General features: G+C 64.7%; 14 protein-coding genes and 1 other RNA gene. 5 read left to right on the top strand and 10 right to left on the bottom strand.

Translation table 11 applies throughout. From position 1 onward, the window contains the following. Window positions 1-20: 20 nt before the first annotated feature. From GPJ75_RS11375 to GPJ75_RS11340, 8 genes are all read right to left on the bottom strand, one after another. On the bottom strand, window positions 21-1,538 hold the full coding sequence (locus tag GPJ75_RS11375; protein WP_163268160.1) for a DegQ family serine endoprotease: 1,518 nt from the start codon (window positions 1,536-1,538) through the stop codon (window positions 21-23). Window positions 1,539-1,669: 131 nt separating this feature from the next. Further along, entirely contained in the window at window positions 1,670-1,855 is a 186-nt protein-coding gene (locus GPJ75_RS11370; RefSeq protein WP_163268158.1) for a DUF2065 domain-containing protein, read from the bottom strand. Between the two features lie 57 nt (window positions 1,856-1,912). Beyond that, on the bottom strand, window positions 1,913-2,890 hold the full coding sequence (gene hflC / locus GPJ75_RS11365; protein ID WP_163268156.1) for a protease modulator HflC: 978 nt from the start codon (window positions 2,888-2,890) through the stop codon (window positions 1,913-1,915). After that, on the bottom strand, window positions 2,890-4,017 hold the full coding sequence (gene hflK / locus GPJ75_RS11360) for an FtsH protease activity modulator HflK (protein WP_163268154.1): 1,128 nt from the start codon (window positions 4,015-4,017) through the stop codon (window positions 2,890-2,892). The genes hflC and hflK overlap by 1 nt, the downstream gene beginning before the upstream one ends. Window positions 4,018-4,205: 188 nt before the next feature. Continuing rightward, entirely contained in the window at window positions 4,206-4,706 is a 501-nt protein-coding gene (locus GPJ75_RS11355; protein WP_163268152.1) for a dihydrofolate reductase, read from the bottom strand. 35 nt (window positions 4,707-4,741) lie between these two features. After that, on the bottom strand, window positions 4,742-5,077 hold the full coding sequence (locus tag GPJ75_RS11350) for a DUF6572 domain-containing protein (protein ID WP_163268150.1): 336 nt from the start codon (window positions 5,075-5,077) through the stop codon (window positions 4,742-4,744). Window positions 5,078-5,094: 17 nt separating this feature from the next. Continuing rightward, entirely contained in the window at window positions 5,095-5,889 is a 795-nt protein-coding gene (locus GPJ75_RS11345) for a thymidylate synthase (protein ID WP_163268148.1), read from the bottom strand. Window positions 5,890-5,989: 100 nt separating this feature from the next. Then, on the bottom strand, window positions 5,990-6,301 hold the full coding sequence (locus GPJ75_RS11340) for a DUF2853 family protein (protein ID WP_163268146.1): 312 nt from the start codon (window positions 6,299-6,301) through the stop codon (window positions 5,990-5,992). Window positions 6,302-6,422: 121 nt separating this feature from the next. Here GPJ75_RS11340 and ssrA point away from each other — a divergent pair. Beyond that, window positions 6,423-6,791: a transfer-messenger RNA gene (ssrA, locus tag GPJ75_RS11335) on the top strand. A 107-nt stretch (window positions 6,792-6,898) separates the two neighbouring features. Further along, on the top strand, window positions 6,899-7,462 hold the full coding sequence (locus tag GPJ75_RS11330) for an AAA family ATPase (protein WP_163268144.1): 564 nt from the start codon (window positions 6,899-6,901) through the stop codon (window positions 7,460-7,462). 33 nt (window positions 7,463-7,495) lie between these two features. Here GPJ75_RS11330 and GPJ75_RS11325 read toward each other — a convergent pair whose 3' ends face one another. Then, window positions 7,496-8,701: a multidrug effflux MFS transporter gene (locus GPJ75_RS11325; RefSeq protein WP_163268142.1), complete on the bottom strand. Its 1,206-nt coding sequence runs from the start codon at window positions 8,699-8,701 to the stop codon at window positions 7,496-7,498. 163 nt (window positions 8,702-8,864) lie between these two features. Between GPJ75_RS11325 and GPJ75_RS11320 the strand changes: the two genes are divergently transcribed. The 3 genes from GPJ75_RS11320 to GPJ75_RS11310 all read left to right on the top strand — a co-directional run bounded on the left by GPJ75_RS11320 (window position 8,865) and on the right by GPJ75_RS11310 (window position 10,444). Continuing rightward, window positions 8,865-9,551, top strand: a complete 687-nt coding sequence (locus GPJ75_RS11320; RefSeq protein WP_163268140.1) for a TetR/AcrR family transcriptional regulator — start codon at window positions 8,865-8,867, stop codon at window positions 9,549-9,551. Between the two features lie 113 nt (window positions 9,552-9,664). Then, complete coding sequence (locus GPJ75_RS11315; protein WP_163268138.1) at window positions 9,665-10,213, top strand: SspB family protein; 549 nt, start codon at window positions 9,665-9,667, stop codon at window positions 10,211-10,213. 3 nt (window positions 10,214-10,216) lie between these two features. Beyond that, the gene (locus GPJ75_RS11310; RefSeq protein WP_163268136.1) at window positions 10,217-10,444 is read left to right on the top strand and encodes a ribbon-helix-helix domain-containing protein; all 228 of its coding nucleotides are present in this window, start codon (window positions 10,217-10,219) and stop codon (window positions 10,442-10,444) included. A gap of 15 nt (window positions 10,445-10,459) precedes the next feature. Here the strand turns inward: GPJ75_RS11310 and GPJ75_RS11305 are convergent, their stop codons facing one another. Then, window positions 10,460-14,332, bottom strand: a complete 3,873-nt coding sequence (locus tag GPJ75_RS11305; RefSeq protein ID WP_163268289.1) for an AsmA family protein — start codon at window positions 14,330-14,332, stop codon at window positions 10,460-10,462. Window positions 14,333-14,447: the final 115 nt, after the last annotated feature.

The following is a 14,447-nucleotide window of genomic DNA, read 5'->3' as shown; positions in this document are numbered from 1 at the left end:
TCCTCGCGAGGGAAAGGCCCTTAGTCCATCCGCAACGTCACGAAGCGCAGCTCACCCGAGGGCGAGGCCAACATGAGCAGGGCATTCTTGCGGCCCTGCTCCTTCAGGCTGTCGATCTGGTCCAGAACGTCCTGGGGTGCGGATACCGATTGCAAGGCGATCTCGACGATCACATCCCCTGCCTGCACGCCTTGATCGGCGGCCACCGATCCATCCTCTACCTCCGACACCAGCACGCCGTTGATATCCTCGGCAAGCCCGAACTCGCTGCGGCCCTCTTCGTCGAGCTCGGCGATGGACATGCCGAGGACCTTGGCGGTGGCAACAGGAGCTGATTCCTCGCTCTCCTCCTCCGTGGCGGACGCGACGTCCTCGCCCTCCTCCAGGCGGCCCAGTTCCACCTGCACAGTCTGCTCCTCGCCCTTGCGCAGGATCTCGACATCGACCTTCTTGCCCACAGGGCTTTCTGCGACAATGCGGCGCAACTCGCGCACATCCATTATTTTCCTGCCGTCGAAGCCGACGATGATGTCGCCTGCCTGCAGCACGCCATTGTCGGCGGGTCCGCCCTTTTCGATGCCGCTGATCAGCACGCCGCTGGCCTCGTCGAGGCCGAGGCTTTCGGCAATCTCCTCCGTCACGGGCTGGATGCGCACGCCGAGCCAGCCGCGCCTGGTCTCGCCGAACTCGCGCAGCTGACCAGCCACGTTCACCGCGAGGTTCGACGGGATTGCAAAGCCGATACCGATGGAGCCGCCGGTAGGCGAGATGATAGCGGTGTTGATGCCGATGACCTCGCCATCCATGTTGAAAAGCGGGCCGCCGGAATTGCCGCGATTGATGGCCGCGTCAGTCTGGATGTAGTCGTCGTAGGGGCCCGAGCCGATCTGCCGGTTTTGTGCCGAGACGATGCCGACGGTCACAGATCCGCCGAAACCGAAGGGATTGCCGATGGCCATTACCCAGTCACCGATGCGCATGGCCTCCGAATCGCCGAACTGCACCTCCTGAAGAGCCTTTCCCTGCGGATCGATTTTGAGCACGGCGATATCGGTCTTCGTGTCAACGCCGATCAGTTCCGCCGTCCTCGTCTCGCCGTCGGCGAAATTGACAATGATTTCGTCGGCCCCGGTAATCACGTGGTTGTTCGTGACGATGATGCCTTCCTCGGCGTCGACGATGAAGCCGGAGCCAAGCGACGAGCCGGGATTGGGCATCTGCGGCTGTTGATCCTGGTCACCGAAGAACTCGCCGAAATATTCCTCGAAAGGCGACCCCTCCGGCAGCTGTGGCATCGGCACGCGGCCGGGACCGCGCCGCGATACGTTTTGAGTGGTGGAAATATTGACCACCGCATCGAGCAACCGTTCGGCCATGTCGGCGACGGAGGCTGGCCCACGTATCTGCGGAGCAGGCATGGACATTCGCCCCTCCGGCGCTGGCGTCTGCGCGATGGCCGGCACCACAAGGACGACGGCAGCAAGGGCGCCCGCCGTCAGCAGCCGGCACGTGGCACGAAGCGATTTCGGCAAAGGCATCTGGCAGTCTCCCGCTGGTCCGATCAGGGCCGTACGATCCGGTGCGAATGAGGCGTGTTTGCGACGAGATATAACCTTAAACGGGCGCTCTGCCAGCCTCCGAAGCCTCACATGCCGTGCAAAATACCGTATCAGCCGCGCACCAGCCAGACGATGAGAACGCCGGCGGCCATCACCGCCAGGCCGATGCCCCGCATCGCGCCCTCCGGCAGGTCGATCACGTCGGCCGCCAGGCGCTTCGCCAATCGCGGCAGTCCACCGTAAAGCAGCCCTTCGAAAACGAGGACGAGGCCAAGGGCGGCGAGGAAATCGCTCAACGCCCCTGCCCACATCGTCTCGCCACTGTCGTGCTTGGCCCCATGGGCAGGCTCCGGCTACTGCGCGGCTTCGCGCCGTGGGCCTTCCGACGCCGGCGTCTCCACCGCGCCCGTCAGCGGTCCTGCGTCCTCATCCCTCGGCGCCTGGTCTCCGCCCAGACCCTGGGCATTACCGAAGAAGCGGAAGAACTCCGTGTTTGGGCTCAAGAGCATGGTTGTGCCGGACGGGTCGAGCGCCTGACGATAGGCCGCCATCGAGCGGTAGAAATCGAAGAACTCCTCGTCGCGCTGGAAGGCGTCGGCGAAGATCGCGTTGCGCTCGGCCTCGCCTTCGCCTCGCAGGATTTCGGACTCGCGCTGCGCCGCGGCGAGAATCTCCACCACCTCGCGGTCGGCGCGCGCGCGGATGCGCGCCGCCGCTTCGCGGCCACGGGCGCGCAGGCGCTCAGCCTCGGCCAGGCGTTCGGCCTTCATGCGGTCGTAGGTCTGCTGCGAGACTTCCGCCGTAAGATCCGTGCGGCGGATGCGCACGTCCTCGATCTGCAGGCCGAGCGAAGCCGCGGCAGGACGCAAGCCCTCCGCCACCTCGCGCATCATCGAACCGCGCTCCTCGGAAAGGGCGGCCTCGAAGCCACGCAGACCGTAGACGCGCCTGAGTGCGGCATCGAGGCGGGTTCTCAGCCGTTGCTCGGCCTGCGTCAGGTTGCCGGAGACCGCCTGACGGAAACGCTGCGGATCTTCGATCGAATAGGCGACGAAGGCGTCGACCTCATAAAACTTGCCGCCCGACACCTGGACGCGGATATCGTCGAGATCGAAGCGCAGCACCCGGTCCTCGATGATCTGCACATTGTCGGCGCCGGCGAAGGCGAACGGCAGCTTGAAGTAGAGGCCGGGCTCGCGCTCGACCTTCACGATCTCGCCGAAGCGCAACACGATGGCCTGCTCGCGCTCGTTGACCACGAAGATCGAGGAAAAGCCCAGGAACAGGACTATGACGGCGAGAACGATAATGAAGGGAAGACGGTTCAACATCAGTTATTTCCCCCTTGTGCCTGGCCGCCGATTTGCGCCGGGTTGTTCTGGACCGAGGGTTGCGACCCCCCGCGCAACTCCGGCAGCGGCAGGTAGGGGATCACGCCCTGCCCGCTTCCCTGCTCGACAATGACCTTGTTGGATCCGCGCAGCACATTCTCCATCGTCTCCAGGAACAGACGCTTGCGCGTCACGTCCGGTGCCTTGGCATACTCGTCGTAGACGGAGACGAAGCGCTGCGCCTCACCTTCCGCCTCCTGCACGACGCGGTTCTTGTAGGCGGCGGCCGCCTCGCGGATTCCCGCCGCTTCGCCGCGCGCCTGGCCAAGCTGCTGGTTGGAATACTGATTTGACTCTTCGACGAAACGGTCCTCGTCCTGTTCGGCGCGCTGCACCTCGTCGAACGCGTCGGCCACCTCGCGCGGCGGGGCCGCATCCTCGATCGACAACGCGTTGACCGCCAGGCCCGCATTATATTCGTCGAGCGCCGCCTGGACGATGCTGCGCACGTCCTCGGCGATGCCTTGGCGGTCGTCGCGGAAGATGTCCTGCGCCGGGCGCCGGCCCACCACCTCGCGCATGGCGCTTTCGGCGACCTGTCGCAGCATGCCGTTCGGATCATCCACGTTGAACAGATAGGCGGCCGGATCGGCCACTTGGTAGGCGACGGAGAACTTGACGTCGACGATGTTCTGATCGCCGGAAAGCATGAGGCCCGAGGAACTGCCGCCGCGGATTTCGCCGATGTCCACCAGCCGCTCGGCGATGGACGCCTTCTCGACCGTCTCGATCGGCCACCAATGGAAATGCAGGCCGGGTTCCGAAAGCTCGGCCTTGGGCTTGCCGAAACGCAGTTCAACCGCCAGCTCGTCCGGCTGCACCGTGTAGACGGCCTTGAAAAGCCACAATCCCAGCAGCGCCAGGACGATCAGGCCGAACATCGCCGGGCTTGGCCCGCCGCCGCCGGGCAGCGCGCGCCTCAGCCGGTCCTGACCGCGCCGGATAATCTCCTCAAGATCGGGAGGCGAACCTTGCGGCCCACCCGGCCCGCGTGGCCCCTGATCCCACGGTCCACCGCCATTCCCGCCGCCCCACGGGCCGCCGCCACTCTGATTGTTCCAGGGCATTATTGTTCCTTTTCCTTGGGGCACCGGCCACGCGCCGACGTTCCCCTGCGATCTGTTATAGGGAGCACGACGCTCCCTTTCAACGCGAGGGAGCATCCATCCGAGCGTCGCATCGCGCCGCCATGCGCCGTTCTCAGCGGGCTGGGCCGTTCTCCTCCGCCCAAAGAGCCGAAATTCAAGGCTCCTCGCTACTGACGCCGTTGGTAGACGACATAGCGCGTCGGGTAAATGTCCTTTTCGCCCTCTGGAACGGCTTCGCTTGAGATAACCTGCCACAGATCGGGCTCGATCTCGTCGAAGGTGGCATCCCCCTCGACCTCGGCTTCCACATGGGTGACGTGGAGTATATCGGCGCGGGCCAGTGCCTGGCGGTAGATTTCGCCGCCGCCGATGACGCAGATTTCCTCTGCATCGCCCGCTCGCGCCCGTGCTTCTTCCAGCGCCTTGTCGAGCGAACCCGCCGTCACTGCCCCTTCCGCCGAATAGGCGGGATCGCGCGAGATGACGATGTTGAGGCGCCCCGGCAGCGGGCGGCCGATACTCTCCCAGGTCTTGCGCCCCATGACGACCGGCTTGCCCATAGTGAGCGCCTTGAAGCGTTTCAGATCCGTGGAAAGCCGCCACGGCAGCCCGCCAGCCCGGCCGATGACACCGTTCTTGGCGATAGCGACGATGAGAGAGAGCTTCATTTCAGACTCCGGCACACGTAGATCACTCCCGATCCTCAATCTTTCAATATGAATTCAAACCTATACCCAGCACCGGCCAACGCCTGCTGCAGCCGCGCGTAGAATGAGTGAGCTTGCTGCGAGCGATCGAACTTTCCATAAACTTGGATGTCTACATCGAGCCCCTTCGCATTTGGAAAATCATCCAACAGCTGTTCGCCTTCGATATATGAAAGATACAGATTTATCTTCTCCTGAAGGAGATACATGTGCTCCTTTTCATCGCCCTCCTCGCAACCCCATGGAAGGTGATCGGCGATGATCAGATGCACTATCCCTTCACCACGGTTGATCTTGACGATATCGACCTTGTCCTGATCCGAAATGGTCATCGATCGGGCATTCCGCCTCACACCGCGATCGGTGCGCGGATCGTCGGATCGGCCACATAACCCTCCAGCCGGAAATCCTCGTACCGGAAGGCGAAAAGATCGTCGACCTCAGGGTTGATCCACATGTGCGGCAGCGGCTTGGGCGTGCGCTTCAACTGCTCGTGAGCCTGCTCGAAATGGTTCTGGTACAGATGCGCGTCGCCCAGCGTGTGGACGAAGTCGCCAGCCTCAAGCCCCGTCACTTGGGCGACCATCATCGTCAGAAGGGCGTAGGAAGCGATGTTGAAGGGCACGCCGAGGAAGATATCGGCCGAGCGCTGGTAAAGCTGACAGGAAAGCCGCCCCTCGGCCACATGGAACTGGAACAGGCAATGGCAGGGCGGCAACGCCATCTCGTCCACCAGCGCCGGGTTCCACGCCGTCACCACGTGACGGCGCGAGTGAGGATTTTCCCGCAAGGATTTGAGAAGATTCGCGATCTGGTCGACGTGCCCTCCGTCGGGCGCAGGCCAGGAGCGCCATTGCGCACCGTAGACCGGACCGAGATCGCCGTTCTTGTCCGCCCACTCGTCCCAGATGGTGACCCCGTGCTCGTTGAGGTAGCGGATGTTGGTGTCGCCCTTCAGGAACCACAGAAGCTCGTGGATGATGGATTTCAGATGCAGCTTCTTGGTGGTGGTGACCGGAAAGCCCGCTTGCAGGTCGAAGCGCATCTGATAGCCGAAGACGCTACGCGTGCCGGTGCCGGTACGGTCGTCCCGGTCGACACCGTTCTTCAGGACATAGGCAAGCAGATCGAGATATTGGCGCATTGGGAAGCGGAGCCGAATCGGGTTGTTTCACGAGCCCATGTTAGGACGAACCGGCCCGCCGCGAAACGCCTGCACGATGCCGGCCCCGCGATAAAGCCGTCTAAAGTGCGGTAAGCTTTCCCAAATGCTTGGCAACGAGATAGTAAAAGGTGACACGGCTCTTGGAATTGTCCCCAGCCATGGTCTCGCAAACCATCTCGATGATGGAATCGCACCGGGCGCTGTCGGTCTCGCCGAATTTCTTCTTGCACCATTTCTCGCGCACGCGGGCGAGTTCATCCGGATCGCTGCAGGACACCAGCGAGGAGTCCCGACTGCGCAGCGCGATGCCAAGATGCTTGACGATCTTGTCGACCGTTTCGGCATTGGCGGTCGCGTCATATTTCTGAACGTCGGCGAGATAATCAGCCATGGTATGCACCCTCCTGAAGCTTGACGATGCCCCTCCCCCTCGCACCATGGCGGCCCCCGCAGGGAACCTTCTGGAATACACTGGCCAAGTCAACGAAAAACAACCGGGTTTTCGCCTCCCCGCCCTTCCAATGCCGCATTCGCACGCCTATATTGGGCGCGTCAGCCTCGTGCTGGCTATGGCGATAAACGGCCGATGAAATAAGCCATTCGGACCCGGGGGCGGTACCCGGCGCCTCCACCAGAAACCGCCGGCCCAAGTGATGTGAAGGGCGGCTTCTGATGGGGGCGAAACAGGATCGACGAGGGTGTAAAGATCGGACTTTCGCTCGGCATGGTACCACCGTTATCGGGCTAAACTTATAGTTGCCAACGACAACTATGCGGAAGCACGTCTCGCCGCGTAAGCGGTGCGATAGCTTCAATTCAAGCCTCAGGCCGTCGCAGGTCTGAGCGGGGTTCGGAGGCACCTGGCAACAGAAGCCTCCACTTCCCTCCCTTCAAAATCTTCCCATTCCGCAATCGACCGAGCGCCCCTGCGTGGCCGATGCTCGCCGCATGGCCCGCCGGCGCACGCCATTTTCAATAGAGAACCGTGATGCTGCCATGCCGTACGCATAACCTCTTCGTCGTCACCGGAGGCCCCGGCGCCGGCAAGACGACGCTTCTTGAAGCCTTGCAGCGCACCGGCCTTGCGGTTGCGCCGGAGGCCGGTCGCGCCATTATCCGTGCCCAGCGCGCCATCGACGGCCCGGCCGGACATGACCGCAATCAGGCGCTCTATGCGGAACTGATGCTCTCCTGGGAACTGCGCTCCTACGAGGCGGCCCGTGCGGCCGGCGACATCCACCTCTTCGATCGCGGCATTCCCGATCTGATCGGCTATTTCCGGCTGATCGGCCTGCCCCTGCCGCTCCATATGCGCAAGGCAGCGGACATGTTCCGCTATAACAAGACCGTCTTCATCCTCCCGCCCTGGCCGGAGATCTACGTTCAGGACGATGAGCGGAAGCAGACGTTCGGGGAGGCCGAGCGGACCTACGAATCTATGCGCGCGGCCTACGAGGAAGCGGACTACACGCCGGTGCACGTTCCGCCGGCGCCGGTCGAGGAGCGCCGGGATTTCGTGCTCGCCGCCATCGAGGCAGCATGCCCGCCGTGAAGAAAGGGCGCGGCCGTCCGCGCCCTTTCTTCGCTATTCGGCGGCTGCCGGGGCCGCTTCGCGGGCGCGCCCGAGCGTAATTTGCGTCATCGCCAGGGCGATCACCGCACAGGCGGCGATGCCGGTGACCATCGGCAGCGGCGTCCCGTCGAAGAACTGCCCGGCGATCGCCATGGCGACCGCCCCCGTGGCGAAGTGCAGGGTGCCCATCAGCGCCGAGGCCGTGCCGGCGATCTCGCCATGGTCGTCCATCGCCAGCACCGACGTGGAGGGGATGACGAGACCGAGGAAGCCGTAGCCGACGAACAGCAGCGCCGCCATGACCCACAGCGGCTGGAAGCCCGACGCCATGACCGCCAGAAGGGTGACCATGGCGGTGGCGAAACCGGCGACAGCAACGCGCACCACGCGCCTGAGGCCAAATCGCTCCGTCAGCGTGCCCGTCAACTGCGACATGGTGAAGAAGGCCACCGCATTGATGGAAAAGAACACGCTGTAGAGCGACGGCGACAGGCCGTAATGGTCGATCAGCACAAAGGAGGACGAGGCCAGATAGACGAAGAAGCTGGCGATACCGAAGCCGCCGATCAAGGAAAGCCCCAGGAACTTGGCATTCCCCATCAGAAAGCGGTAGCCGGCAAGCGCGCTGCCGAACGAACTGCCGACGCGTAGTTCCCGCGGCCTGGTCTCCTTCAGCGCCGTCGAAAGCAGCACGGTCGCGAGCACGGCGGCAATCGTCACCGCCCAGAAGACGGCGCGCCAGCCGAACGCCTCGATGATCACGCTGCCAGTGAGCGGCGCCAGGATCGGCGAGATCGAGAACACCAGCATCAAAAGCGACATCAGCCTCGCCGCTTCCACGCCGGTGTGCAGATCGCGCACCACCGCGCGCGGCACCACCATGCCGGCGGAAGCACCCAGACCCTGAACGAAGCGGAAGCCGATCAGCCATTCGATATCGGCTGCAAGCGCCGAGCCGACGCTTCCGATGACGAACAGCACCAGGCCGAGATAAAGCGGCGCCTTGCGGCCGATCATGTCGGAAATCGGGCCGACGACGATCTGCGCGAAGCCCATGGCGAGAAAGAACACCAGAAGGCTCATCTGCACAGCCGCCGTGCCGGCATTGAGATCGGCGCCGATGGACGGCAAGGCGGGAAGATACATGTCGATGGCGAACGGACCGACGGCGGTCAAAAGTCCAAGCACGATGGCAATACGGAGGAATGCAACGGTCATGGCTTCATCTTTCCAAAAAATAAGGCGTCCGCCATCGGGGCGTTCACCTTAAGGACGCTGCGCATGCGGAGAATCCGACTTCCTCCCGAGCCGGCCTCTCCATAAGATGCCTAACTTTTTAGACAGTCTTGTCTAATTCGTCAATCAGCCTTATATAGTTCGCATGAAGTTCCGTACGTCTCCTGACATACTCCCGCCACGCGGGCATCCGGCCAAACGGCAGTCGATCATCGATGCAGCGGCGGCCGTGTTTTGCCGCGAGGGATTCGCGGGAGCCAACATAGATCTGGTGGCCGCCGAAGCCGGCGTCTCGCGCCAGACGGTCTACAATCATCATGGCGACAAGGAGAAGCTGTTCGCCGCCGTCGTGGCCGACATCACGGAGCGCTGCAATGCGCGCGCCTTCTCCGTGCTCAGCACTTTTCCGGACAATCCCGAAGATCTGGAAGCCGATCTTACCGTCTTCGCCATGCGGCTTAACAAGAGCTGCATATGGGGTCGCGACGGCAGGTTCCTGGCGAAGCTGATCCATGCCGAGGGCGAGCGCCATCCCGAACTCTTCGAGACCTGGCGCAGGGAAGGCCCCGGCAGGGTCTGGTCGGCACTTGCCGCCCGATTCGCCCGGCTGGCCTTTGCCGGGCACCTCGACATCGACGATCCCGACCTCGCCGCACGGCAGTTCCTCGCGCTGGTCAACGTCGACCTCCACATACCCTGGCTCTTCGGCGAGACGCTGAGCGAAGAGGAACAGGCGGCGAGCGCGGCCCGCGCGGTACGCACCTTTCTGCGCGCTTATGGCCGCAAGTGCGAAGTCGCCGCCAATGCGCTCGAAGAGGTGCATGAGGCCTGAGCCTCTCCTTTCCTTCTTGAAACGATGCCCTTTATCCGGTTTACGACCGCGCGAAGCTTGATTAGAGCTAAGCGGTAAGACTGCCGCATGATTTGAGGACATCTGCCAAGCCCATGCCTGACGACCGCATCCGCTACGACATTCTTGTCCAGGAGGCCGCGCGCGGCGTCATGCGCAAGGTGCTGCAGGAGACCGCGCGCGCCGGCCTTCCCGGCAACCACCATTTCTTCATCACCTTCATGACAGGCGCACCGGGCGTACGCATCTCCAGCCGCCTGAAGGAGCGCTACCCCGAGCAGATGACCATTGTCATCCAGTACCAGTACTGGGACCTGAAGGTGAGCGAGAAAGGCTTCGAGGTGGTGCTGTCCTTCGCCGACACGCCGGAGAAGCTGGAAGTCCCGTTCTCCGCCGTGCGCGGATTCTACGACCCCTCGGCGAATTTCGAGATGGAGTTCGACGACATGAAACCGGACGCCGAGCCTGAGGCCGAACCCGAGGAAGCAGCCTCGGACGGCAAGGCCCAGCCGCGCTCCGTCGTCAAAAGTAAGTCTCCCGCCAAGAGCACTGCCTCCAAGAGCAAGGAGAAGCCTGAAAAGGCGGAGAAGGATGAAGCCAAGGGCGCCGACGTCGTATCGCTCGACGCTTTCCGCAAGAAATAGCCGGTGGCACCCCCACAAAAGCGCTCGGTGACCATCCGCGGCCACCGGACAAGCTTTTCGCTCGAAGACGCCTTCTACAGGGAACTCGAACGTCTCGCCCGCAAGCGCGGCCTCTCCGTCGCCGCCCTGATCGCCGGGATCGACGCTGCCCGGACAGGCGATACCAACCTCTCCTCGGCGCTGAGGCTCTACGTGCTTGACGAAGTGAAGCGGGAGGCGGGTGGAGTATAGCCGGAGGTGTGTCCGCTACCGCGGCCCGAGCAGCTCCAACAGCCTTTCCACCGTCAAATCCTCCGTGCGGAACACCGGCTCCGCGCGTGGCTCACTGCCGGCGTTCGAGTGATTCTCCTCCGGCTGTTGCACTGGCGGGGGAAGCGGTGTGCGCTCGATTGCGGAGCCTGAGCCGCCATGCGTTGGCGCCGCCGCCTCGCGTCGGCGACGCTCCTCCTCCGCCGCCCGCCGCTCGGCCTCTTCCCGGCGTCTGTCTTCCTCCTCCTCCACCAGCCGCCGAGCCTCTTCCGCACGCCGGTGTGCCTCCTCTTCCTCACGCCTGCGCGCTTCCTCTGCCTGCCGTTGCCGCTCGCGCTCCTCCGCGGCCTTTCGCTGCCGCTCCGCCTCACGCTCCAGGCGGACCCGCTCGGCTTCCTCCGCTGCACGTTCGGCCTCCAACGCCGCGAAATAGCGCATCTCCCGGCGCAGGCGCTGGCCTTCGAGCAGCAGCGCCTGCATGTGCTCGACCCGGGCCTGCTCACGCTCCAGCGCCCGCTGGGTGAGAAACTGCGCCAACGGCTCGATGTCGAGCTGGAACTCCGCCGCTCCCGGCGGCCCCTGGGCGGCAAAGCGCACCATCGGGTCGGACCCGGCCACTGCCTCGCGCCCCGCCTCGTAGGTGAGGCTGCCGGAGGCCGAGACCGTCCAGTCGCGGAAGTCGGCGGCAGCTTCCGCGCTCATCAGCGCCCCCTCGGTTGACAGTTGCACTGGCGGCGTGCGCGCCACGCCGTTGGCGACCGAGAAGGCAAGCTCGGCAGCGCCCGCCTGAAATGGTCCCCCGCGCACGAGCTCCGGCGCGAAATCCGCGACCTGTGAAGCATCGATCTCGGCGCCAAGCGTATCGGCGCGCGCCAGGATTTTCGGTAGAGCCTGCGGATCGAGCTTGTTGATCGCCAGGCCCTTCAGCGCCGCCGAACCGGAGCCGGTAAGCGAGGCGGCCATCCCGTTCACCGATTTGCCGTTGGCCGTCAGGCTGGCGCTGAGGTCGGCCTTTCCAGTAATCCCCGCCCCCGGCAAGAGCGTCTGCAGCGCAGCATCGCTAAGGGCAAGCTGGGCGCTAAAGAGGCCGGTGCCTTGGTTGTTGGAGAGTTCGGCAAGTCCTTCAACCGTGCCGCCTAGAAGCTTCACAGAAAGATCCGAGACGGAAAGCCCGTCCGCATCGAGCCTCAACCGTAGCGAAGCCTCCTCCGCCGTCGCCGCATTGCCGAGCCACAGCGTCTCGGCGGCAAGCTCCACATCGGCGGAGAACGGCGCGCTCACGCCCTGCTGGAAAGGCGTCTTGGGCCAGGCATCGCCGTCGCCGCCGAAAGCCGCGCTGCCCACCACCATCTCCGCCGCCAAGCCGAGGTCGAGCGCCCCCAGACGCAGCGCGCCCGCAAGATGCGGTTTGCCATCCCTGAGCGTGCCGTTGAGGTCGCCGCTGACGACACTTTCGGCGACGCTGCCGGCAACGCCGCTGATGACGGCAAGGCCCTCGCCATAGTCGATATCGGCCGCAATCTTCGCCGGCAGCCCGTAGCCGAAGCCGGGCAGCGAGATGCCGGCGGCGGCAAGCCACGGCTCAAGGTCGTCGGCCTCGATCTGCGCCTTCCCGAGGACGGAGACGTCCTCGTCCTGCTGCGTGACATCGCCTTTAAAGCGCGCGGAAAGTCCTTCGCCGGAAAACTGGAAGGCGGTTTCCAGCCCCCCTGCGAGGGTGCCGGTAGCCGAAAGCTCCGCTTCCGCCGCACCCGCAAGGCCCAGCGGCAGGGCCGGCAGGCCGAAGAGCGCGTAGAGCGACGCCGCTTCCTCGTTGCGTCCGTTGAAATTGGTGGTGAACCGTGCCTCGGCGGCCTCGGACAACGCGCCCTCGCCCGAGACGGAGAGGCTGAAGACGGTGCCGCCCGCCTCCCCCTTTGCGCTCACCGCAAGTCCCGCGGATTCGCCGCCATTGTCGGTCGCGCTGGCGACGATATCCAATTCCGCATCTTCCAGAAGGCCGGGATAGAAGGCGGCGCGCCGGTTGAGCGCGGCCAACAGCCGGTTGCCGGGAAAGCGCTCGGCCAAAAGGCTCACCAGCGGCGCCAGGTCGACCGCCACCACCGCCGCGTCCAGCCTGCCCGTAGGCTCTTCACCGATGCCGCTGATCTGGCCCGTGGCGCTGATATTGGCCTCTGCCAGGCCGCCGATTGTCAGCCGGTCGATCTCCAGTTCGCCGGCCCTCAGGCGGAGTGCGGTATCCAGCCGTTCCGCCGTCAGCCCCTCGGCCGAGACAGGCCCCGCTGCGACCTCCAGATCGACGTCATGGTCGGCAAGCCGGTTGCGGCCGGCCTCGTCGACGAAGAGCGAGGCGAAAGCCCGCATTCCGTCGACATCCAGCCGGTCGCCGGTAAGCGACAACGCTAGGGAGGGCCGCGCGTCGGCAGGGCTTTGCCGGTCAACGGCGCCGCGAAAGCGGGCGTCGCCCAGGATAAGCTCCAGATCGTCGAAGCGCTGCCGCTCCGCCGTCAGCGCCACATCGGCGCTGAAGCCGGCCGCCGGCAGCCGCCGGATCGCCTCGTCCACGTCCTTGGCGAGCCAGGCGGCAAAACCCGATGGCTGCCCCACCGCCAGCACCACGTTGCCGGTAAAGGCAAGGTCGTCGGCGGTGGCAAGGAGACCCTCCCCCTCGAAGCGCGTACGGCCGGGCAGCGTGGCGGCCAGCGAATCGATCTTCCACCCCCTTTCCTCCGGCTCGGCGCGAACGCGGATATCGCGGATGGTCGTGTCGCCGGCGACGATGGCGGGCAGATTGACGGCGATCACACCGGGAATGGTTGGCTTGGGAAGGTCGGTGATAAACCCGGTGAGCGCGGCGAAGCGCTCGTCGGCCGAAAGGCCCGACATCGCGCCACCCTCCTCCGCCGGTCCGCCGAAGCGGATCTGGGCGCCGTCGGCGGTGATGGAGAAGGAGGGCTCGGCTCCCAGTTCCACCACCGCCTCGCCTTCGGCCGTATAGGGATCGATCTCCGGCCCCGTCTCGAAACGGAACTCCTCCACCGTAAGCCGCTCATGGTTGAGCGCGAAGAGACCGGTGACCCGATTGCCCGGATTGTCGGCCTGCGCCGGTGCATCGGCCGCATCTCCTGTTTCGGGCCGCACCGTACGCAGGCGAAAGGTGCCGGCGTAGCGCCCCTCGCCTTCCACGAACTGCGCCTGTCCGTCCGTTTCCAGAGACAGCGGATAGTCCCGCGGTTCGGCGGAAATCCGCACGCGCATGCCCCCCTCATCGCCCACCGTTCCAGTGGAGGCGGAAAGCGCCACGGGCATGCCATCGACGGCGAGCGCCCCGTTCACCCGCCAGGGGCCCGCCAGCGAGCGTGCCGAAAGCTCGGCGTCGATGTCGCTGAGCTGGATGGTGCGCCCGCTGGCCTGCTGGTGGATGGCGACGGTGCCACCGCTGATTGTTACCTTCTCCAGCGTCACCTGATGCGGATCGAAGGGCGAGGACGGACGCATAGCCCAGTCGATGCTCCCAGACGGGCCAATCTCAAGGCTGGCGTTCGGCCGCACCAGCCGCATATCGAAGATCAGAAGCTCACCGGAGAGGAAAGGCGCCAGTTCCGCGTCCATGGAGAATTCGTCGACTGTCATGGCCGCCTCGCCCGGCTGTCCCCCGGCAACCACGACATTGGTGAAGGTGACGGAGGGAAAAGGCAGAAGTCGCGCCCGCGCCGCGCCTTCCACCCGCACCTCGCGGCCGAGAATGCGGCCCGCCTCGCGCTCGAAATCGTCGCGGTAGTTCGTCCAGTCGATGAAATAGGGCGCCACCAGCGCCGCTGTCAGCGCCAGCACCACAAGACCGCCAATGATGACGAAGAGTCGCGCCAGCTTTCACCTCCGTTTCCGCGTGGGGGCTTCCATTGCCGTCTCGCGCCCTACGCAGCCCTTTTTCCGGCCCGCCGGCTGGATGGGACGCAACGGGGCGAAAGCATTTTCCGCCAGG

The sequence above is a fragment of the Chelativorans alearensis genome, from assembly GCF_010993735.1.
GTDB classification, from domain to species: Bacteria; Pseudomonadota; Alphaproteobacteria; order Rhizobiales; family Rhizobiaceae; genus Chelativorans; species Chelativorans alearense.
Note: the sequence above shows the minus strand (reverse complement) of the source record. Positions and strands in the feature narration are given on the sequence as shown.